At 61.3% G+C, this 20,196-nt stretch carries 18 protein-coding genes; 8 read left to right on the forward strand and 10 right to left on the reverse strand.

Going from position 1 to position 20,196, the window contains the following annotated elements; genetic code table 11:
* Positions 1–67: 67 nt before the first annotated feature.
* The 5 genes from HRQ64_RS03870 to HRQ64_RS03895 all read right to left on the reverse strand — a co-directional run bounded on the left by HRQ64_RS03870 (position 68) and on the right by HRQ64_RS03895 (position 8,320).
* Positions 68–1,579 carry an ABC transporter substrate-binding protein gene (locus HRQ64_RS03870; RefSeq protein ID WP_172122208.1) on the reverse strand — a complete coding sequence of 504 codons (1,512 nt, stop codon included), beginning with the start codon at positions 1,577–1,579 and terminating at the stop codon, positions 68–70.
* Between the two features lie 282 nt (positions 1,580–1,861).
* Entirely contained in the window at positions 1,862–2,617 is a 756-nt protein-coding gene (locus HRQ64_RS20055) for a hypothetical protein (RefSeq protein ID WP_248308190.1), read from the reverse strand.
* Positions 2,618–4,609: 1,992 nt separating this feature from the next.
* Positions 4,610–5,674, reverse strand: a complete 1,065-nt coding sequence (locus HRQ64_RS03880; RefSeq protein WP_210258597.1) for an NAD(P)-dependent alcohol dehydrogenase — start codon at positions 5,672–5,674, stop codon at positions 4,610–4,612.
* Between the two features lie 365 nt (positions 5,675–6,039).
* A complete protein-coding gene (locus HRQ64_RS20430; RefSeq protein WP_172122213.1) occupies positions 6,040–6,657 on the reverse strand; it encodes a PRC-barrel domain-containing protein in 618 nt (205 codons plus the stop codon).
* Between the two features lie 1,045 nt (positions 6,658–7,702).
* Positions 7,703–8,320: an NAD(P)H-dependent oxidoreductase gene (locus tag HRQ64_RS03895; protein WP_172122217.1), complete on the reverse strand. Its 618-nt coding sequence runs from the start codon at positions 8,318–8,320 to the stop codon at positions 7,703–7,705.
* A gap of 120 nt (positions 8,321–8,440) precedes the next feature.
* Here HRQ64_RS03895 and HRQ64_RS03900 point away from each other — a divergent pair, with 120 nt between their 5' ends.
* On the forward strand, positions 8,441–9,340 hold the full coding sequence (locus HRQ64_RS03900) for a LysR family transcriptional regulator (RefSeq protein WP_172122219.1): 900 nt from the start codon (positions 8,441–8,443) through the stop codon (positions 9,338–9,340).
* A gap of 80 nt (positions 9,341–9,420) precedes the next feature.
* Here HRQ64_RS03900 and HRQ64_RS03905 read toward each other — a convergent pair whose 3' ends face one another.
* Entirely contained in the window at positions 9,421–10,320 is a 900-nt protein-coding gene (locus HRQ64_RS03905) for a LysR family transcriptional regulator (RefSeq protein WP_172122221.1), read from the reverse strand.
* A 143-nt stretch (positions 10,321–10,463) separates the two neighbouring features.
* Between HRQ64_RS03905 and HRQ64_RS03910 the strand changes: the two genes are divergently transcribed.
* The 4 genes from HRQ64_RS03910 (at position 10,464) to HRQ64_RS03925 (ending at position 13,316) form a co-directional block, all read left to right on the forward strand.
* Positions 10,464–11,195, forward strand: a complete 732-nt coding sequence (locus HRQ64_RS03910) for an SDR family oxidoreductase (protein WP_172122223.1) — start codon at positions 10,464–10,466, stop codon at positions 11,193–11,195.
* Positions 11,196–11,290: 95 nt separating this feature from the next.
* Positions 11,291–11,536 (forward strand): Atu4866 domain-containing protein, encoded by a 246-nt coding sequence (locus HRQ64_RS03915; protein WP_349236665.1) that lies wholly within the window; start codon positions 11,291–11,293, stop codon positions 11,534–11,536.
* 114 nt (positions 11,537–11,650) lie between these two features.
* Positions 11,651–13,024, forward strand: a complete 1,374-nt coding sequence (locus tag HRQ64_RS03920; protein WP_210258504.1) for a cytochrome P450 — start codon at positions 11,651–11,653, stop codon at positions 13,022–13,024.
* 37 nt (positions 13,025–13,061) lie between these two features.
* Positions 13,062–13,316 (forward strand): hypothetical protein, encoded by a 255-nt coding sequence (locus HRQ64_RS03925; RefSeq protein WP_172122227.1) that lies wholly within the window; start codon positions 13,062–13,064, stop codon positions 13,314–13,316.
* A gap of 384 nt (positions 13,317–13,700) precedes the next feature.
* On the opposite strand, the gene HRQ64_RS03930 is transcribed toward HRQ64_RS03925, so the two are convergent.
* Complete coding sequence (locus HRQ64_RS03930; protein ID WP_172122229.1) at positions 13,701–14,426, reverse strand: SDR family oxidoreductase; 726 nt, start codon at positions 14,424–14,426, stop codon at positions 13,701–13,703.
* Between the two features lie 77 nt (positions 14,427–14,503).
* Here HRQ64_RS03930 and HRQ64_RS03935 point away from each other — a divergent pair, with 77 nt between their 5' ends.
* From HRQ64_RS03935 to HRQ64_RS03945, 3 genes are all read left to right on the forward strand, one after another.
* Positions 14,504–15,130: a TetR/AcrR family transcriptional regulator gene (locus tag HRQ64_RS03935; RefSeq protein WP_172122231.1), complete on the forward strand. Its 627-nt coding sequence runs from the start codon at positions 14,504–14,506 to the stop codon at positions 15,128–15,130.
* Positions 15,131–15,234: 104 nt separating this feature from the next.
* Positions 15,235–16,545, forward strand: coding sequence for an MFS transporter (locus HRQ64_RS03940; protein ID WP_172122233.1), 1,311 nt, complete (start codon positions 15,235–15,237; stop codon positions 16,543–16,545).
* 103 nt (positions 16,546–16,648) lie between these two features.
* The gene (locus HRQ64_RS03945) at positions 16,649–17,485 is read left to right on the forward strand and encodes a division plane positioning ATPase MipZ (RefSeq protein ID WP_172122235.1); all 837 of its coding nucleotides are present in this window, start codon (positions 16,649–16,651) and stop codon (positions 17,483–17,485) included.
* Positions 17,486–17,514: 29 nt separating this feature from the next.
* Here HRQ64_RS03945 and cysG read toward each other — a convergent pair whose 3' ends face one another.
* From cysG to nirD, 3 genes are read right to left on the reverse strand one after another with little or no spacing between them, the layout of a single operon-like run.
* Complete coding sequence (gene cysG, locus HRQ64_RS03950; protein ID WP_172122237.1) at positions 17,515–18,948, reverse strand: siroheme synthase CysG; 1,434 nt, start codon at positions 18,946–18,948, stop codon at positions 17,515–17,517.
* Between the two features lie 13 nt (positions 18,949–18,961).
* Positions 18,962–19,819 (reverse strand): formate/nitrite transporter family protein, encoded by an 858-nt coding sequence (locus HRQ64_RS03955; protein WP_172122239.1) that lies wholly within the window; start codon positions 19,817–19,819, stop codon positions 18,962–18,964.
* A gap of 38 nt (positions 19,820–19,857) precedes the next feature.
* Entirely contained in the window at positions 19,858–20,193 is a 336-nt protein-coding gene (gene nirD, locus HRQ64_RS03960; RefSeq protein WP_172122241.1) for a nitrite reductase small subunit NirD, read from the reverse strand.
* Between the last annotated feature and the right edge of the window lie 3 nt (positions 20,194–20,196).

Here is a 20,196-nt window from a genome sequence, read left to right on the forward strand (position 1 = left end):
TTGCCCCGTGGCGCTAGTGCGTTCTGCAGGAAATGCCGGCGCGCCCGAGGGCACGCCGGCAGAGGCTTTAGTCGCGGGAGACGCCGTTGAGGCGGATGATGCCATCGGGGTAGGTGGTGAAGCCGGCGATGTCGGCAGTCATCGCGTACGCAGCGCGCTGGTTGTAGAGATAGATGCCCGGCATATCGGCCATGATGGTGGCGATAACCTTGCGGTAGATCTCCTTGCGGGCAGCGTCTTCCGAGTTGGCGCGGCCTTCTGCAAAGAGGGCGTCGAGCTCATCGTTGCAGTACTTGCCGGCATTGTTGGCGGCGCCGCAGGCGAGAACAAGAGAGACGTTGAGGTCCGGGTCCACGCGGCCGGACGAGCCGATCACATAGGCTTCGAACTGGCCGGCGGTCGCACGGTCACGCATAGAGACGAACTCTGTCGGCTCGATGTTGAGGGTGATGCCGGCTTCCGACAGCATGGCCTGCATCATTTCGGCGACGGCGAGGCGTTCCGGCGAGGTCGAGATCATGAGGTCGATCTCGACGCTTTCGACACCGGCCTCTGCGAGCTTGGCACGCGCTGCTTCCACGTCGCGGGCCGGGACGGGGAAATCGGTGTTGTACCAGGGGCTGGTCGGCGGGAACGGCTGGTTGCCGGCGGCATAGCGGCCACCGAAGACGACCTGGTTAATCGCTTCGCGGTCGATGGCGAGGTTGAAGGCCTCACGGACGGCAACATTCTCGGCAACGGTGGGGTTCGCACCTTCGCCGTTGAGATTGAACAGGATCATTTCGTAAGCGGGCTGGTCGCCAACGGCGATCTGCAGTGAGGAGTCGGACTCGATCGAGGGCAGATCGTTGGGCGCAATGTTCTCGGCCAGATCGAGGTCACCCGAGCGCAGGTTGAGGAGGCGCACATTGGTGTCCGTCATCGGCAGATAGGTCACGGTGTCGAATGCATATTCGTCAGCTCTCCAGTGGTCAGCGAACTTCTTAATGACCAGGCGTTCTTGGGGAAGATATTCGGCAACCGAATAGGGGCCGGCGCAAACCGGTGCATTGGCAAAGTCCTCGGCCGAAACGGCCTGGGCAGCGGTCGGCGAAACGACCATGCCAGCGCGGTCGGTCAGTTGCGTCAGCAGCGACACCGATGGAGCCTTGAGCTTGAGGGCCACGGAGAATTCGTCGGTGACTTCAATGCTCTCGATGGCCGAGATCTCACTGGCGCGGCGAGAGCCTTCGAGCGTCTTGTAGCGCTCGAGCGTGAACTTGACGGCTTCAGCGTTGAACGGCGTGCCATCGTGGAAAACCACATCCTGGCGCAGCGTCAGAGTGACTTGGGTGCCGTCCGCGGACCAGGTCCAGTCGGTCGCCAGCATCGGCACTAGATTGCCCTGTGCGTCGATATCAACCAGCTTGTCGCAGATCGACTGCAGCGAGACTCGGCCAACAAAGGTCGCATTAGTTGCCGGGTCCAGGGAGCCAGGATCGTCACGCATGCCAATGCGAAGCTCGGATTGCCCAAAGGCCGCGGTGCTGACAATCAGCGCCAACACGCCTGCAGAAAGCGCAGTCTTGTAATTCGTCATCTGAAATCCCCTTGCCACCAACAGCCTCCGGTTCACGCCACCCCAAGCGCTCTATCGAACCACTCGAGCCATTGGTCCTACAACCAATTTGCGGTGTGATAGAACTATGGCGGAAAACGAGCGTCAAGTTAGCAATTAGCTTCAGACAGAAAAACCATTTGCCGCATTGGTCTGTATGCTCCATGGTGTGCAGAACTAATGTTGGGCGTACATCGCTAATTGCGTCGGCAAGGGAATACGATGGTCGGAAAGGTTGTGACGCGCGCGAACACCGAAGAGATTTCACAGCGCCTGCGGAAAGCCATTAAAGCGGGTGAACTCAGCGCGGGTGGGCGCCTGCTTCCGGAACGGGATTTGTGTGCGCACTTCGATGTGGGCCGCTATGGTCTGCGTCAGGTTCTTGATCGGCTTGAAGCGGAGGGCATCATCTGGCGCCGCCAGGGGCAGGGCACCTTCATCTCCTCCATTCATCCCCCGCATCCCCAGGCCTTTCTTGAAGAGGCCGCCGAAACCAGTCCGGCAGAAATGATGGAAGTGCGGATCGAGTTCGAGCCTATAATGGCTCGCCTCTGCGCCTTGCGGGCGTCTCGCGAACAGATCCAGGATATTCGGCAGAAAGCTGAATTCGTCGCCCATGCGGATGACGCGCATGGTTTCGAAAACGCCGACTTCGCCTTTCATCGGTCCATTGCTATCGGTACCAACAATATCCTGCTGCTGGCCATGTACGATCTGGCGACGGCCACGCTTCGGCGTGCCGACTGGCGCGTTGCCCGGCAGAATACGTTCTCGAAATCTCGCCGTTCCGACGTCTTTGCAGAGCACGAGAGCATCATTGTTGCTCTCGAAGATCGCGACCCCATTGCCGCCGAAGCCGCAATGCGTAGCCATCTTCAGTCTGTTTACGAACACCTCCAACGCCGGCAGCAATGATGTTTTTACTGAGGTGTTCGGATTTCGGCGGGAGGGTGATTCGCATTCTATCTTGGCTTGGCGCAGGAAGTTAGTCGTCGCCATCCTGTCGGCTTGGTGCTTCAATCCGACTTTTTCACCCTCTTCTGGCACAGTGCTACCAATTGCAGGCTGCGCGGCGGCTGAGCCTGGCTTTCACGCGGCGCATCTGGGCTTCCTTATGTCCCTGAACGTCCTCTGCGGTGCGTACGAACGTACGCTTCAGGGCCAAACAACGACCGTCGAAGTCCTTCTATCTGGCCGAGAGAATATCTGCTTACACCACAACACACCGAGAATTGCTTCCGTTTGTGGCAACAAGTTTGCCGATCGGCCGGCGTCAGCTTTTTCTGGGGTCCACCCAAAAGCATCCGTAATCGGGCTTGCTCTGAGTGTGAGGCAGGCTCCCTGATGTGATGGTGGTCGTAGGGGCCACCGAGAAGTTATCATCAATGTTTCTTAAAAGGGGTACCAAAGGTTGACAGACGACCTACGCCGTCAGACCACCATTGTCCCCTGATCGCAGGCGCCACCTGAAACCGGACGTTCAGTTTCCCGGTAGAGCCAACCCGGAAGCGGACTGACGGCAACCCACCCCAAAAACGACAGCGGGCCGCGGCATGAATGGCAGCTAACGGCAAACCGAAAGCACGGCCGGAATGACCGTTGTGGGGCGCTTTGTCGCCAGTGCGCCTTAGCCAGCCAGACTGCATTGCATAATTCTCACAGCACCTCACTACAAGTCTCGCTCGGCGAGACGGCTTGTTTCAGCGCGGAGGAGTCTACGCGATCCACCCCCATCTCAGACGTCTGCGTTCCCTTTGCCGGCACTTCGTCAGATCGGCTGAAACCGATCCCCTCGCGACGAAGAATTGATCCGGTCGACCCTGTGAATGCTTGGCACCTTAGTGCTTTTGCTCGCCCTTGCGGGTAACACTCTATTCAGCTCGGGTAACACTTTTCACGCAACGCTCCTCAAAGTGCGAAAAGTGTTACCTGTGGTGACAAAGGTGTTACCCGTCCTTCTACTGCTTTTGCTGTTGCTGCGCTTTTAGTTCCCTTTGCGTGAAAAAACCGCCGAGTAACGAGGCAAAGGGCTACGGCGCACTTGAAGGGCCCGCTGGCGAGGGTTCTGGACATCGGGTAAACCCGATCACTATGAAGACGTGAGGAGGTGGACGCTCTGTTGCTGGTGCATCCGATTGCGCGGGGGATTGTTGCTGGCTCTTGCCCCCGAGTATTCCGATGATGACCGCAACGGGGCAGTTCTGTCCGGACCGGATGGAGACTTAGGTGACTGAAGGCTTCATGGTTCGGCGAGCAAGGTCCTAGTCTGCTTCTCAGGACGCTTCGGCTTAGCCAAAGGTTGTCCGTGTTCCCGGCCTGACTGGCTTAGGCATCCCATCGCGTCTCTGTAGCAACCTCGAAGTGTTACCAGCCGTCGATGTCTCATCTCCCGTCGACTCTACGCTGCCAGGCGTGGAGCATGGCGATCCTCGTAGGCCTATAGCACGCCTGCAGTCGCGCCTAGGCTGCCTGAAATTTTGGGACAACTTTGGGACAACACCCCATACAAAAACGGGCAACGCCATCTTCCATTGTATTAAGAAAGACGTTATATTTCCAAGCGTTAGCAGTATAAGCCCCGGCGTGGAAAGGCATCGTAAAGCACTCCGAAGGCAGAGGTCACAGATTCGAATTCTGTCGGGTGCGCCAACAGTTCTTTCCCTGATCTTGATGTAGACCTCAGGGTAGAACCAGTTCTGGGACAACGCATCTCTTCATTCTCGATTGTGCCTTGCCGGAGTGTCGAAGAGCTTTTCGTCGATCTCGGACAGTTCGACGCCTGCCATCAAGCGAGCTCGTAGGCGATACTCAGATTTATGACCCGGATCTCGGCAGATGGTCGCCTGACCTCCTGTCAGGTCAATGTCCGCTGTAGAGGGTTTTTGCCGGGAACCTGGCAATTTGCGAGCGCCGGCTGGTGGATGGAGCGCGCATTTCTTTGCCCGGTTCGGCTCAGCGCCCTTGGGCTAGACGCATTTGCCGTCGGGTGCGCAGATGGGCTCCCAACGCCGCTTACGGCGTGATGGCGACCTTGAGGACGCCGTCGCGCTGATGGCTGAAGAGGTCGTAGGCCGCCACGATGTCATCGAGCCGGAAGCGGTGGGTGACGAGTGGCGTGAGGTCGGCGCGCTTGAAGGCGATGACATCCATGAGCCTGGCCATCCGCTCCTTGCCGCCGGGGCAAAGCGTAGTGACGATGCTTTGATTGCCGAGCCCAGCCGCAAAGGCATCGAGCGGTATGGTCAGATCGGTGGAATAAACCCCGAGCGAAGACAAGGTCCCGCCGGGGCGCAGGCTGCGCAGCGCCCCTTCGAAGGTTTGCTGCCGACCCAGCGCCTCGATCGCGACATCGACCCCGCGGCCATCGGTGAGCCGCATGATTTCTTCGGCGGGATTGACCTTGCTGAAGTCCACGATGTCGTCGGCACCAAGCTGGCGGGCAATCTCCTGCCGTGCCGGCACACTTTCCACCGCGATGATGCGGGTTGCTCCCATCAGCTTGGCGCCGACAGTGGCGCAAAGACCGATCGGCCCCTGGGCAAAAACGGCGACGGTGTCACCGATACGCACTTTGCCGCTTTCGGCGCCGGAAAAGCCCGTTGACATGATGTCGGGGCACATCAGCACCTGTTCGTCGCTGAGATGATCGGGAATGGGCGCCAGGTTGACCATGGCGTCGGGCACCAGCAGATATTCGGCCTGGGCGCCATCGATCGTATTGCCGAAGCGCCACCCGCCCATCGCCTTGAAACCGTGCTTGGTGTCGGGCCCATCCTGCGAAAGGCAGCCGCAAAGACAGGCCATGGAGTGGCCCGAAGGGGTGATGGCACCGGCAATCACGCGCTGGCCCTCACTGAAACCCTGCACGGCCGAACCAAGCTTTTCGATGATGCCGACCGGCTCATGGCCGATGGTCAGCCCTTTGGCGACGGGATATTCCCCCTTGAGGATGTGCACGTCCGTGCCGCAGATTGTGGTCATGGTGATGCGGATCAGGGCGGCGAGCGGGCCCACATCTGGAACGGGTTTGGACTCGAGCTCGATCCGTCCCGGCTCAACGAACACCGCCGCCTTCATTTGGGGGACCTGAGTCTTGCGCACCGGCGCGGCGACCGTGGATGGGCTTGAGCTGGCAGCGACATCATCGTCCATGGCACTTCTCCCCTTGTGGTCTGCCAGAATAGCGTGGACGGGGGGCAGGAGCTTGATGGCCGTCAATTTTGGCGAAGGTTTCCCAGGAGCGGCCATGGATCTAGGGGCGTGCGGCAGGGGGCGTCACCCTAATGGGGCACATTGCTTGCGGGCAGTGTTTCGGCACCCAAACGGATGTTCGAGGCGCCGCTGGTTCTGCTTATCTCCGAAGAACGCAAGAAACAGACAGTCGCTACCCAAGCCCGCAAGCGCTCGACTGCTGAAGTGAACTTGACCCCAACCGGATGCGGTCACTGCGCGACATAGTCCGGCAAGAGGAGCAGATCGTCCTCTGCAAGGTCGGCCGTCAGGTTCGCTCCGGAGATGGATATGGTTCTCCACTCCACGGTGAACTGCCGGTCGGTGCCGGCACCCTGTCGATCTACGACAAGGGCTTGCACCCGACCGTCAGCGGTTATCAGCACATTGGAAATGTCGCCGAGCGCCTGGCCGGATTTGCCGAGCAATGGCCTGCCGATGAGCAGATCGGCCTCCGCCGTCAGGTCCGTTACGCGCAAGACCAGCTCGTACATATTGGACGCGGCTGCCTGCCGATCGGTATCCAACAGCAGGCGAGCGGTATCGACCTGCTTGGACAGACTGGTCGCCAGCTCCAGCGGAACATAGCCGGGTAATGACTGGTCCAGCTGCTCGAGGCTGACGTCGAACTCCTCAAGGGCGTTCCTGGCGGACCGGAGCGCGTCCTCAAGCCCGGTTTCGTCCTCGAGGTCCAGCTTGTGGGCCGCGCGCTCGAGTTGGATCCGGGCCTCCTTCATCAGCTGCTGGGCTTGACCGCCTTGTTCGGGCGGCTGCGTTTCGGTGCGGGCTTCGTCCGGCAGGGTTACCCCGTGTACTTTGGCTGAACCCACGGGCTGCGGTGCTTGCGCCCAAACGGATGAGGGCAGGCCGCAAAGCATCACGGCGAGTAGGACGGCTTGGTATTTGCGCAAGTGTGGGCCGATCTGCGTGTTAGCATGCGGTCGGGCGCCGAGCGCCGGAACGCGGCAGGCAAGGCCTGCACGGGATGACCGCAACGCTTGATGCCGGTGATCGTTGCCAGCCGAGTGATACCCGATGAATAACGGGCAAAGGCCACTCGCTCCCGTGAGTTCAAGCAGCGCAGGCTTGCGGCGTTCATACAATCTTCAGGAACGAGGGCGCTCTTGGCGCTTAGGGCGTTATCGTCCGCGAACTAGGAATATAGATGCGAATTACTCAACCCATTCTCGGTGCCGTGCTGGCTGGCGCAATCCTTTTTGGAACGGCAGCTGCGGCGCTCGCCGCACCGGCAGTAGCGACGACAAACGTCAACGTCAGAACAGGCCCCGGCACCGGCTACGCAGTTGCCGCCACGCTCAAGCGCGGCGAACGCGTCAATGTTGAAGGTTGTCGCGCTGGCTGGTGCTATGTCAGCAAAAGAGGGCCGGCTGGCTGGGTCTCCTGGCAATACCTGGCAGAGTCGAGCCGCCCGACACGTCCTTCGCCGACGTTTAAATCCGACTTCGGCAGCCCGCCCCGATTTGAGGCGCCCCGCCGCCATGACCCGGTCCGGCCAGGCGCAAGCCGTCCTGGTCCCCACAGGCCCGGCGACGATGGTCCCGGCCGTCCCGGTAGCAACAACGGTCCTGGGAATGCAGGCCCGGGTAAAGATGGGCCCGCAGGACATGGCAACAACGATGGCCGCGGCAACAGCAGGCCCGGCCCGAACACTGGCCCCGGCCCCGGCGCATCCAACGGGCAAAAGCCCTGTGCGATAGGTGCCCCGGGCTTCCCTTTCTGTCGTTAGACACCACTGCTTGAAGGTCCGCCACGGCGGACCTTTTCCGTGGCGAGAGTGGAAAGGTCCTGGGGCCAATTGAGACCGGAGTAGGAGCGTAGGCAGGCCCCGCTAGAAGCCCACATACTCCTGAGCAATCAAGCTGCCGCAGAGCGCTTCATTTCGGGAACCACGGCGTCAACGAACTTGTCCATCGTTGCTTCTCCAAGATCCACGGCCTTTGCGCCTTCGCCATGAATGATCGTCACGTCCGTGATGCCGAGAACGTTGAGTATGGACTCAAGATATCGCGGCGCAAAATTGAGGTGCTCGATTGGTGAGGCGGCTCCATAGATTCCGCCGGACGCGATGATCACAGTGGCCTTTTTGCCGGTCAGCAGACCCTTGCCATCAAATCCGAGCGTCAACCCCTTGCGCACGATATAGTCGATCCAGGCCTTGAGACTGGCGGGGATATTATAATTGTAGACTGGCGTGGCAATGACCAACTCGTCGGCCGCAAGCAGTTCCTCAACCAAAGCATCTGAGAGACGAAGCTGCGCTGCCATGTCCGGCGTATGAGTATTCGGTGGGGTGAAATAAGCCGATAGCCACGGCATGGTAACATGGGGCAGCGCAGCTACTGCCAAGTCGCGCGTTATGACTTCCCCATCCTGGTTCAAGAGCCGCCAGTTAGAGATAACGCGTTTCGTAAGCTGGCGGGAAATCGACGCTTCGCCCCGCGGGCTGGTTTCGACAACGAGAATTTTGGGCATTGAAGTTGGTCCTCGAGTTTGGCTGAGACAGCCGGAAAATTCGAGGCAGGTTTAGTGCCCTTGCCCTCACAGCAGGAGCGATAATAAACTGATACAAACCATCGGCTGGAGAGATGGACCTTGATTGGCAATCTTAGTCTCGACCAGCTACGTATCCTGGTTACCATCGCGGATGCCGGCAGCTTTTCCGCCGCTGGGCGGCAATTGAGCCGTGCGCAATCGGCAATCAGCCAATCTGTGGCGACTTTGGAAGCGGCGCAGGGCGTATTGCTATTTGACCGCAGCGGCCATCGCCCGCGCTTGACGGAAACCGGCCGGGTGTTGGTCAGTCAGGCGAGGATGGTGTTGTCGAGCGCAGCACGCTTTGAAGCCGTAGCCGCTGGCGCCCGAGGCGGGATCGAGCCCGAGCTGGCTCTGGCTATCGACCCACTTGTGCCCACTGGCCCGCTCATCGAAAGTTTGCGCGCCCTACATCAGGCCTATCCGCATCTCCCCATCAGTTTCTCCACCGAAGGCCTTGGCGGGGCCCTGCGCCGTTTGCGCAACGGCGATGTTGCGCTGGCGTTTTGCCTTTTGCTGCCGGTTGTGCCCCCTGACGTGGTGGCTTCATCATTGTTTCGCGTCGCGCTTACGCCGGTCGTCGGGGCCGAGCATCCCTTAGCCAAGCTCGATCGGCCCGCAACTCGTGCCGACCTGGAAAGCCACATCCAGCTCGTCCTTTCGGATCCGGTTGAGCGCGATGCAAACAACTACGGCCTGACGGGCGCTACACCCTGGCGTTTCGTCGATCTGGGGCGCAGGCTGGACTTCCTCCTGGCCGGGTTCGGCTGGTGCCGAATGCCCGAACATCTGATTGCCGACCATGTCGCAGCAGGAGATTTGGTTCGCCTGGATCTGGCCCAAGATGCCCAGGCGCCCGGAGATGCGTTGACCATCTATGCCGCGCGCATGGTTGACAAAGTGCCCGGCCCGGCCGGGCAGTGGCTACTCAAGGATTTGCAGGCTCGACTGTCGCTCTGATGGTGTCGGGCAAGCCGCGGCTCCATTGCGGTTCAAGCTTGGAGGTGCTGCTATCGCCTATCCCCGTCCGTTTGCGGGGGCTACTCTTTGCTCCGCAGATCACGAATGTGATCGAGAAGCGCCCGCAATTTTGGAGAGACCGTGCGTCTGCTGGGGAAGTAGATGAAGAAACCTGCGAAGGGCGGCAGCCAATCGTCCAGCACCGAAACCAATTCCCCTCTCTCCAAGTAGGGTTGGAAGGTTTCTTCGATGCCGAAGGTGATGCCGCCGCCCGCCAACGCCGTGCGAACCATCAACAACATGTCATTGGTCGTCACCTGAGGTTCCACGGCAACGTCGAAGGCCTGACCGTCCCGCTCGAATTCCCACCGATAGGGCGCAGATTGTGGATGTGGCCTCCAGCCGACGCATCGATGATTGGTGAGTTCTTTGGGATGCCGGGGCCAACCGTATTTCTCGAAATACTTCGGCGATGCTACGGCCACTTGCCGTTGCTGTCCGGTCACTGGAATGGCGACCATGTCCTTTTCGATCACCTCACCGAGACGGACACCAGCGTCGTATCCTGCGGCAACGATGTCGAATTCATCGTCCGAGACCGTCACGTCCAACGTGATGTTCGGATAAGCTTCCGCGAATGAAGCGATAAGAGGGCCCGAGAGGAACCGCTCGGCGATGGAGGTGGCGGTGATCCGCAAAAGGCCCTTGGGCGCTCCAACCGCGTCCATCGCAGTCTCTAGGGTGGCTGTGATCTCGGCCAGGTGAGGGGCAACTCCCTCAAGCAGCGTTTCTCCAAATTCCGTCAAGCGGACGCTTCGTGTCGAACGCTGAAACAAGGGCTGAGACAAGATGTCTTCGAGCCGCTGAATGCCTTGGCTCACGGCAGAGCGCGTGACGCCGAGCCGGTCGGCAGCGGCCCGGAACGTGCCGCCCTCGGCGACGGCCACAAAGACACGCAAAAGGTTCAGATCAATGGCCATTGGTTAGCAAAGCTAACCTCAGCATAGGGCAGAAGGCAAATTGTGTTTGCGGACTAAATTGCCATTCTTCAGGCCGACGGCAGCGTGGACAGACCGGTCGGGGACTTGCCGTCGGCACCACAAGCGGGAAGAAGGAGAACACCATGGGTCGCGAAGGCAAAGTCATTCTGATCACCGGGGCCAGCAGTGGCATCGGCGCCGGTATCGCCCGAGAACTGGGAGCAAGTGGGGCCAAGCTTATGCTCGGCGCCCGCCGAACGGACCGGCTCAAGGCCTTAGCAGAGGAAGTCAGGGCGATTGGCGGTCAAGCCGAGTTCGCTGAACTCGACGTCACCGACCGCGAGGGCATGGCGCACTTTGCCCAGACTGCGCTGGGCAAGTGGGGGCGTATCGATGTGCTCGTCAATAATGCAGGCGTAATGCCCCTTTCACCGCTCGATGCTCTCAAGCTCGATGAGTGGGAGCGCATGATCGACGTCAACATCAAAGGTGTGCTTTGGGGTATTGCGGCGGTGCTGCCCGCGATGAAGGCGCAAGCATCGGGTCAGATCATCAATGTCGGCTCGATTGGCGCGCTCGCCGTCACTCCGACGGCCGCGGTCTATTGCGCGACCAAGTTCGCGGTACGCGCCATCTCGGATGGTCTCAGGCAGGAGAGTGACACAATCCGGGTGACCTGCGTCAATCCTGGAGTCGTGGAATCCGAACTTGCATCCTCGATAACCGACCCAGCCACGGCAGAAGCGATGACCGAATGGCGGAGGATCAGCCTCCAGCCAGAGGCCATCGCCCGGGCGGTCCGGCACATCATCGAAGCGCCGGACAATGTCGACACCAATGAGATCACCATTCGGCCCACTGCGGCGGCGCACTGAGGAAGGCGACAATCATGAGATTGGCGCCAATTTGCCTGGCTATGACTCTCGTCCTGGCCAGTACCCCGACATTTCCTCAAGACGGAGCAGACGCTATGCAGGCTCACCCCTATGTCGGCATGTGGGTTACGAAAGATGGATATGTCCGTCACCAACTGCTGCCTGATGGCCGGTATGACGAAGCCCGGGGAAACCGCGAAAGTGCCTATCAGGGTCGCTATGAGATCGAGGGCGATCATATCGAGTATTGGGACGATACCGGTTTCACCGCCGATGGCGATTTCCTCGATGGTGTTCTCCATCATGGCGGAATGGTGCTTTACCGCCTCTCCGAGAACTGAGCCAGGTACGGCCGCCTCTGGGAGCCGCATCCGGCGCAGCAATCACCCATGTGTGGCTTTGGACTAGGGAGGTGATGCGGTAGGAGTGGCTCACCTCGAACGAGGAGCACGGCCTTGCCCGCGACCGACCGGCCTATCCTGCCGCCCCATGTTGAGCCCCATCGCAAGCCCTTATCTATCCTCCAGTCGGTGCGGGCTGCACGCCGCAGCGTGCTCGAGATCATTCCCGCCATTGCTTATCAGCAACCTATAGTGTCGGGGCGAATGGGCGCGGCGCGCTGGCACATGGTGCAGGATCCGGCGTCCCTGCGGCGGATCTATCTCGACAATGCGGCCAACTACCCTAAGTCCGAGGTCATGCTGCGCATGCTTCGCCCAGCCATCGGCAATAGTCTGTTCACCGCCGAAGGCGCCGACTGGCGTTGGCAACGCCGCGCCGTCGCGCCGGTTTTTGCGCAGCGCAATGTTACAGCACTCGCGCCAGTGATGACGGCAACCGCGGAACGCGCCGCACAGCGGCTGCACACGGCAGGGCCGCATGCCGAAATGCTAGGAGAAATGCTGACCGCTACCTTCGACGTCATCTGCGAGGTCGCCTTGTCGGGCCGTGAGCATTTCGATGCACGAGCCTATGGCGCGGCCATCATTCGGTATTTCGAGACCGCCGGACGGGCATCGCTTCTGGACTTTCTGCGCGTCCCCAGCTGGTTTCCGCGCCCAGGAGAACTGCTGGGGTATAGCGCCGTCCACACCATGCACGACATGGTCGCCAAGGCCATCGAGGCTCGCCGCGAGCAAGCCACCGGCCAGGCTGATGATCTACTCGACTTCATGCTCAAGGCCAATGATCCGGAGACCGGGCGCACAATGTCGCCTCAGGATGTGCTGCACAACATGCAGTTCTTCATCGTCGCGGGCCACGAAACCACCGCGCTCGCGCTCAGCTGGGCCTTGCAGCTCCTGGCCATCTCCCCTCAGATCCAAGAAGAAGCCAGCGCGGAGGCACGGAGCGTTCTTGGCGATCAGCCTGCAGGGCTTGATCATCTTGAAGCCATGCCGCTGGGCCGCCGCATTCTTGAGGAATCCATGCGGCTTTATCCACCAGTGGGGTTGCTGGCCCGCGAAGTGCTCGCCAGCGACCGTTTGGCGGGCCGCGATATTTACGCCAATGACGTGATTTTCCTGCCGCTCTATGCGCTGCATCGCCATGCCATGCTGTGGGAAGACCCTAATGTATTCAACCCGGACCGCTTCCTGCCCGAACAGGTCAAGGCCCGTGATCGCTATGCCTATCTACCCTTTGGTGCAGGCCCGCGCGTATGTGTCGGCGCCAATTTTGCCATGATGCAAGCGCAGATCATTCTGGGGACCCTACTGTCTCGTTTCCACTTCGACCCGGGCCCGCGTGCGCTGCCTTCCCCGACCATGCTGATGACCATTCGTCCCGACACGGGGATCAACCTGCGTGTGACACCGCGGTATGCATGAGGCACGGACTAGCCGCCCATTTCATAGAAGTACACCAATGTCACGACGCACGCCGACGACGTTTATCGCAGCCGCAATCTGTACCGCGCTCTTGTGGGTAGGGCCTGCTCAGGCGGCTGGCGAAGCCGCGCCTGACTTCGAGCTGTGCAAGTCGCAGCTGGAGCTTTTAATCTCAGGTGGGAAGTTGACGTCGGACGAGGCTGAGGCCTTCAAGGCGCAGTGCGACTGCCTCGCCGAAAAGGTGCACGAGCAGGTGAGCAAGGACGAGCTTTCCTGCGTGCGCGACTGGTAAAGCGCTGGCATTGGTCGCCCCCGGCAGCCGGGCATTGCATCCGTTCTGAATCGTTCAGGCTGGTAAAAGAGAGTGTCGTCTATCCGTTACCTGCGTCTACGTCGCTGTTCGGGCGCCACCAAGGCTTGGTTCCAGGGCTGAGCGGGTGTCAGGCGACCGGCGCAGGTTATCGCAGTACCCGTCAGTAGCGCCTTAGCGGTGAGCCCTGTGCCCCCAGGCGCCACTGGCGCTAATGGTGATCGAGAGTTGGGTGCGAGCCTCATGCCACCTTCAACTGGAACTAGCCCCCCGTAGCCGTGGCGGGCATCCTGCTGCCCATTGATAGGGCGCGAGGCTGGTTGAGACCCGTGAACTCCCGGGCGAGCGCCTGGGGGGCTTTGCAGGTTACGGGATGAAGGAGGCCAGTTGCTCCTGGAGCATGGGATACAGCTGCTCACCTTTCATGTTCAGCATGGATTTAAGGCCTCGGGTCGGTTCATCGGCCAAAATTTCGAGCGCGCCGGCAGCAATACCGTCGTAGGCTTGGGCGACGACGCTTGCGGCGGTCACCTTGGGGACATCCCAGCGCGACGACATGGGGGTGTCGATCATGCCCACCAGCAATCCAACCACTTGCGTATTTTGTCCCTGCAACTGCGAGCGCAGGCCATTGGTGGCTGCCCACATCGCCGTCTTGGAAACGGCGTAGCCCGTCGACAGGCCGCTCCAGGCGGCAGCCGAGAGGATGTTGAGAATTGTTCCGCCACCGTGTTGCGCCAGCACGGGCGCGAAAGCATTGGCGGTGGCCAGGGTCCCAAAGAAGTTCGTTTCAAAGATATGCCGCAACGCGTCTTCTGGGCCCGCGAGGGAGTCATTTGCGGGTGCAATGGCGGCATTGTTGATGAGCAGATCGACATCGCTGGCCATGGCTGCGGTGGCAGCAATTGCCGTCGCATTGGTGATATCGAGCGAAACCGGGGTGACGCGGGGGTTGTCCCACTGGCGCGGGGTTCGCGCTGCGGCATAAACCTTACGGGCGCCCCGGTCCAATGCCTGGATCACGAACTGCTCGCCCAGACCCCCGTTGGCGCCCGTAACCAGGATTGTACGGCCCGCGAGTGACTTTTCCATGTGAACTCTCTATGTAAGTGGGGATGTTCCCCACAAAACTTATATGGGGACTGTCCCCACTTTGGCAAGGAGGGCCGATGGCGCATGTGACAGGAAAAAACGAGGGCGTGGAAAACGAGCGGCGGCTGCGCCGTCCGCGCACCGATGCCCTGCGCAACCGTCAGGCGATCCTTGATGCAGCGCGCCAAATTTTTGAAGCTGAAGGGGTGTTGGCGCCGCTGGACGGCATTGCCGTGCTCGCCGGGGTTGGCAATGCCACGCTGTACCGCAACTTTCCCACGCGCGACGACCTGCTCGCCGCGGTGATGCAATCAAGCTTTGTTGACGCTCTCAACTATGGAAAGTCGCTCTCCGACAGGCTCGAGCCAGCCCAGGCGCTGGCGGAATGGCTGGTCGGACTGGCGTGGCGGCTGCATATCTGGCACGATCTGCCTTATTGTCTGGCTGCGGCCCATGCAGATCCCTCCGGTTCGTTGAACGACTCTTGTCAGCCCATCATCGAGGAAACCGGGCGCTTGTTGCAGGCCGCCCGGGCGGAGCACCGAGCGGTCGCCGATGTTGCCGCCGAAGAGGTGTTCGAATTGGTTCTCGCCTTGTCCTGGGCGATTGATCGCTATGGGGATACCGAAGAAATGGCGCGACGTCGGGTGCAGTTGGGGACCGCCGGCGTCTTTGTGCAACCCGACCTGCAGGGCCAGCGCTAACAGCCTGTCTTGGCGACATCGAGCACTGCCCGAACAGGTCGGCAACACCTCCGATTTGCGCTAAGTCGTTGTTCGGCAGACTAGTCGCGAGTGAGAATATGACCATGCAGGAGACTGTAGAAAGCGTCTTGGAGCGGGCGGGTGCGGGTCGCTTTCAGTGGCACCTGCTCGGCATTTTTGGGCTGGTCTGGGCGGCTGATGCCATGCAGGTCCTCGCTGTCGGGTTCACCAGCGCGTCCATCGCCGCGACCTTCGGCGTGTCCATACCCGAAGCGCTCCAGACCGGAACGCTATTTTTCCTGGGCATGCTGATTGGCGCAAGCCTGTTCGGACGGCTCGCCGACCGCTTTGGCCGCCGCCGGGTGCTGCTGGTCACGGTGATCTGCGATGCCGTGTTTGGCCTTCTGTCGGTATTCGCACCCAACCTTGCCGTGCTGTTCCTGCTGCGGTTCCTGACCGGCATGGCCGTGGGTGGAACGCTGCCGGTGGACTATGCCATGATGGCCGAGTTCCTGCCGGCCAAGAACCGTGGTCGCTGGCTGGTGATGCTGGAAGGGTTTTGGGCCGTGGGGACCGTCGCAGTGGCGGTGGCGGCCTGGGCCGCCAGCATCTTTGTGACGAGCGATGCCTGGCGCTGGATTTTTGCCGCCACCGCAGTTCCTGCGCTGATCGGTATCTTCCTGCGCTTTTGGGTGCCCGAATCCCCGCTGCACCTGCAACGCACCGGCCAGGATGCGCAATTGCGCCGGACCCTCAACCGCGTGCTGCGCACCAATGGCAAGCCGGAGCTGAGGCAAGACCAGACCTTGGCGCCCCATGTGGTGGCGACCGGCGGCAGTTTGTTCTCGCCCACGCTGCGCCGACGCACATTGGCCATTCTGAGCGTCTGGTTTCTGGTGTCGATCTCGTATTATGGCGTGTTCACCTGGCTCCCCGGTCGCCTTGCCGAAGAGGGCTTTGGCTATGTGCGCGGCTATGGTTTCCTGGTCATCGTCGCCTTGGCGCAGTTGCCCGGCTATGCCTTGGCCGCCTATGGCGTGGAAGCGATCGGCCGCAAGCCGACGCTGATCGGCTTCCTCCTGCTCAGCGCCGCGGGCTGCGCCTTGTTCTTCCTTGCCGGCAGCCCGGTGCTGATCGGGGGCGCCATCCTGCTCATGAGCTTTGCGCTACTGGGCACCTGGGGCGCGCTTTATGCCTTCACGCCCGAGCTGTTTCCCACGGCGCTGCGCGGCACGGGCATGGGGGCCGCGGGGTCGGTTGCGCGGTTTGGCGGCTTGCTAGCACCATCGGCCCTGGCTGTTGTGATCGCGCAGGATTTCTCCCTGGCAGTAGCGCTGTTCGCGGGCCTCCTCATGCTTGGCGCCGTTGCCGCCTTGTTCGTTGATGCCGAAACCCGCGACGCGGTTCTCACCTAAACTTGTCCACTGCAAAGTGCTGGAGAGTGCCCAGCATTAGCGTTTTGTTAACCATGAAATCCCTTGATGCCGGGGAAGCTCAACCCCGAATTGGAGTCGACGAATGGCCGAGGGCGGCGCGCACATCATTGCGGTTGGGAATGAAAAGGGTGGCTCGGGCAAATCGACCACGGCCCTGCACTTGGCTGTTTACCTGCTGCATCAGGGCCATCGCGTCGCCACCATCGATGTGGATAGCCGCCAGCAAACGCTGACGCGCTATATGCGTAACCGGCGCAACACGGCTGACACCAGCGGCCGTGACATCCTCATGCCCAAGCATGTCCATCTTCCCACCGCTTGGGGCGATTCCGTGAGCGAGAACCAGCGGGTGGAGCTAGACATCTTCAACCGGGCCATGGATGGACTGCGCGGTGAGGTCGATTTCGTGGTTATCGACACGCCCGGATTTGACGGCAATCTCGCGCGCCTTGCCCATGGCTCCGCCGATACGCTGGTGACGCCCATCAATGACAGCATGATCGATCTCGACGTTCTCGCCCGCATCGATCCCAAAACGGGCGAGCCGCTCGAGGCCAGCCCTTATTCGCGCAATGTGCAGAAGGCGCGGGCGGAACGCCAGCAACGCTCGGGCCGGAGCATAGACTGGGTTTTGGTGCGCAACCGCGTCTCCAATCTAAGTTCACACAATGCCAGCCGGGTGCAGGACACAGTGGAGCGCCTGGCGCAGGGTCTGGGCTGCCGCGTCGCCGATGGCATCGCCGAGCGCGTCATTTTCCGTTCGCTGTTTTTAAGCGGCATGACGGTGTTCGATCCGCTCGATGCAGGCCTCCTCGGCGGGGCACCGTCGATATCGCATGTCAACGCTCGCCACGAATACCGCGCGCTGGTTGCTGCCCTCCAGCTACCTGAACGCCGCTCACTGCAGCTTTCTGCATAAAGCGGCACGGCCCGGTCCCTGCTGCCTGGTTAAAGCGCCAGTACCCTCTCCACTTCAAGCGATGGGCGAAGACCCATCGCCGCGCCGATCGCGATGATGATAGGCTGGCTCAGATCCAGCTGCGCCATGTCCGAAGGGGCGTCGGCAAGGGACGAGTGCACGATGACTTGCCCCGGTCGGCTGATATTGCTCGCCAGGACCATGGGCGTTTGCGTCGGCATGCCGTGGCGCAGCAAGCCATGGACGAGTGTCGAGCAGGTGCGTCCGGCCATGTAGTAGATATGGGTGGTCGATGGATCCGAGAGTGCCGGCCAGTCAAAGTTCTCCGGCAGCTGCCCGTTGCGGGCATGACCGGTGACGAAGCGCACCGACTGGGCGCAATCTCGGTGCGTGAGCGAGAGCTTGAGTTCGGACGCAAGCGCCAGCGCGGTGGTGATGCCAGGAACCACGTTCACGGCTACGCCCGCAGCCTCAAGCTCGGCTATCTCTTCGCCAGCCCGACCGAAGATCATCGGGTCGCCTGACTTGAGCCGCACCACGTGACGCCCCGCCTTGGCGAGGGCAATCATGGTGCGGTTGATGTCTTCCTGCCGGCAGCTTTCCCGGCCACCGCGCTTGCCCACGAGGATGCGCTTGGCTTCCCGGCGGGCCAGTTCCAGCACCTCGTCGGAAACGAGATCATCAAAAAGGATGACATCAGCCGCCTGGAGCGCCCGCAAGGCTTTGATTGTGAGAAATTCGGCATCGCCCGGGCCCGCCCCGACCAACGTCACGCCCCCGACTTGTGCGCCCCGAGCCTGGTTGATCCAGTCGTCGATCTTGGCGTGTTCCGGGCTCGTGCGGAAAGCCTCGTCGGCCAAACGCTGCCAGAACCAGCGCCGTTCGGCTCCGGGCCGGAGCAGGTCGGTGGCGCGTTGGCGCACCCGCCGAGCCAGCCCCGCCCACTCGCTCAGCGTGGCCGGCAGCATGGTTTCGATGCGCTGACGCACTGCTTGACCGAGGATCGGGGCAGCACCGCTCGTCGAGATACCGACCACCAGCGGTGAGCGATTGACCACGGACCCAAACTGGAAGTCGCAGAAATCGGGTTTGTCGATGACATTGACCGGCACGCCCAGGCGGCGTGCGGCAGCAGCGAAAGCGGCGGCTTCCGCCTCGTCCTCGCAATCGCCCACGGCCATGGCATAGCCCTGCCAATCGGCGGCGCCCCAATGGCCTGGGACAAGTCTGACCTGACCGGTCCCGGCCAAGCTGGCCATTTCCTCGCAGAGTTCGGCTGGCAGTGCATGAACCTCGACGGCAGCGCCAGTTGCGGCCAGGAGTTCGGCTTTCCAGGCGGCAGCCTCCGAACCACCGGCAAGCAGGATGCGCTTGCCGGCGAGACGGTAAAAGACTGGGAGAACAGCGAGCGGAGCCAGTCGCGGGCGGGGAGCAGGGCTGGGTTGGCGTGGAACGATGTGCATCTGCGCCTCCCTTTTACTCGGCCGCGACGGCATTGACGTCGATCTCGCGCAGCACTGCTTCGGGCTGCTTGCGCGATGGGGCGGTGCGGCTATGGGTGGCGTATAGGGTAAGGCCCACAAAGGTCAGCCCGCCCACCAGATTGCCGACAACGGTGGGGATCTCGTTCCAGACCATGTAATCCCAAAAGGAGAACTGGCCGCCCAGAAGAATGCCCGAAGGGAACAGGAACATGTTCACGATGGAATGCTCAAAGCCCATATAAAAGAACAGCATGATGGGCATCCACATGCCGAGCACCTTGCCGGTCACCGAGTTGGACATCATGGCCGCCACGACGCCTGTTGAAACCATCCAGTTGCAAAGAACGCCGCGGATGAAAAGTGTCAGCATGCCCGCAGCGCCGTGTTCGGCATAGCCAAGCGTGCGGCCTTCCCCGATATGGCCAATGCGTTCGCCCACCGCATCGGGTGCCTGGGAAAAGCCGAAGGTGACGACCACGGCCATCATCAGCGCCACGGTGAGGGCGCCCGCAAAATTGCCGGTGAACACCAGCCCCCAATTGCGCAACACGCCGCGCATTGTCACCCCGGCGCGCTTGTCGATCAGGGCCAGCGGCACCAGCGTGAACACGCCGGTCAGGAGATCAAAACCCATGAGGTAAAGCAGGCAAAAGCCGACGGGGAAGAGAATGGCACCGGCTAGCGGCTGGCCGGTCTGCACGGTGATGGTGATGGCAAAGGACGCGGCAAGCGCCAGAATGGCACCGGCCATGAAGGCGCGGATCAGCGTGTCGCGCGTCGACATGAAGACCTTCATCTCGCCGGCGTCGATCATCTTCTTGATGAAGTCTTTGGGGGCAACATAGTCCATGATGTTCTCCTGAAGGGTGCGGGTGAGATTGGCGGCGGTCAGGCTGCGGTGGTGGCGCGCAAACAATGCGCGTCAATAAGGATGCGGCCGTTGTGGAGGCGCAGTGGATAGGTGCGGACGGCGCCCGCGTCGGCGCCCTGGGCTATGCCGGTTTCGAGCGAAAAAACCCAATTGTGCAGCGGACAGGTGACCTGCGCGCCGTGGACGATGCCCTGGCTCAACGGTCCGCCCTTGTGCGGGCACTGGTCATCAATGGCGAAGACTTCGTTTTCGGCGGTGCGGAAAACGGCGATCTTGCCCAAGGCGGTGTTGAGGCACCGGGCGCCCCGCGCGGGAATGTCGCCGAGGCCGCCAATATCGATCCAATCGGTCATGGC

The organism is Devosia sp. 919, assembly GCF_013185965.1.
GTDB lineage: Bacteria > Pseudomonadota > Alphaproteobacteria > Rhizobiales > Devosiaceae > Devosia.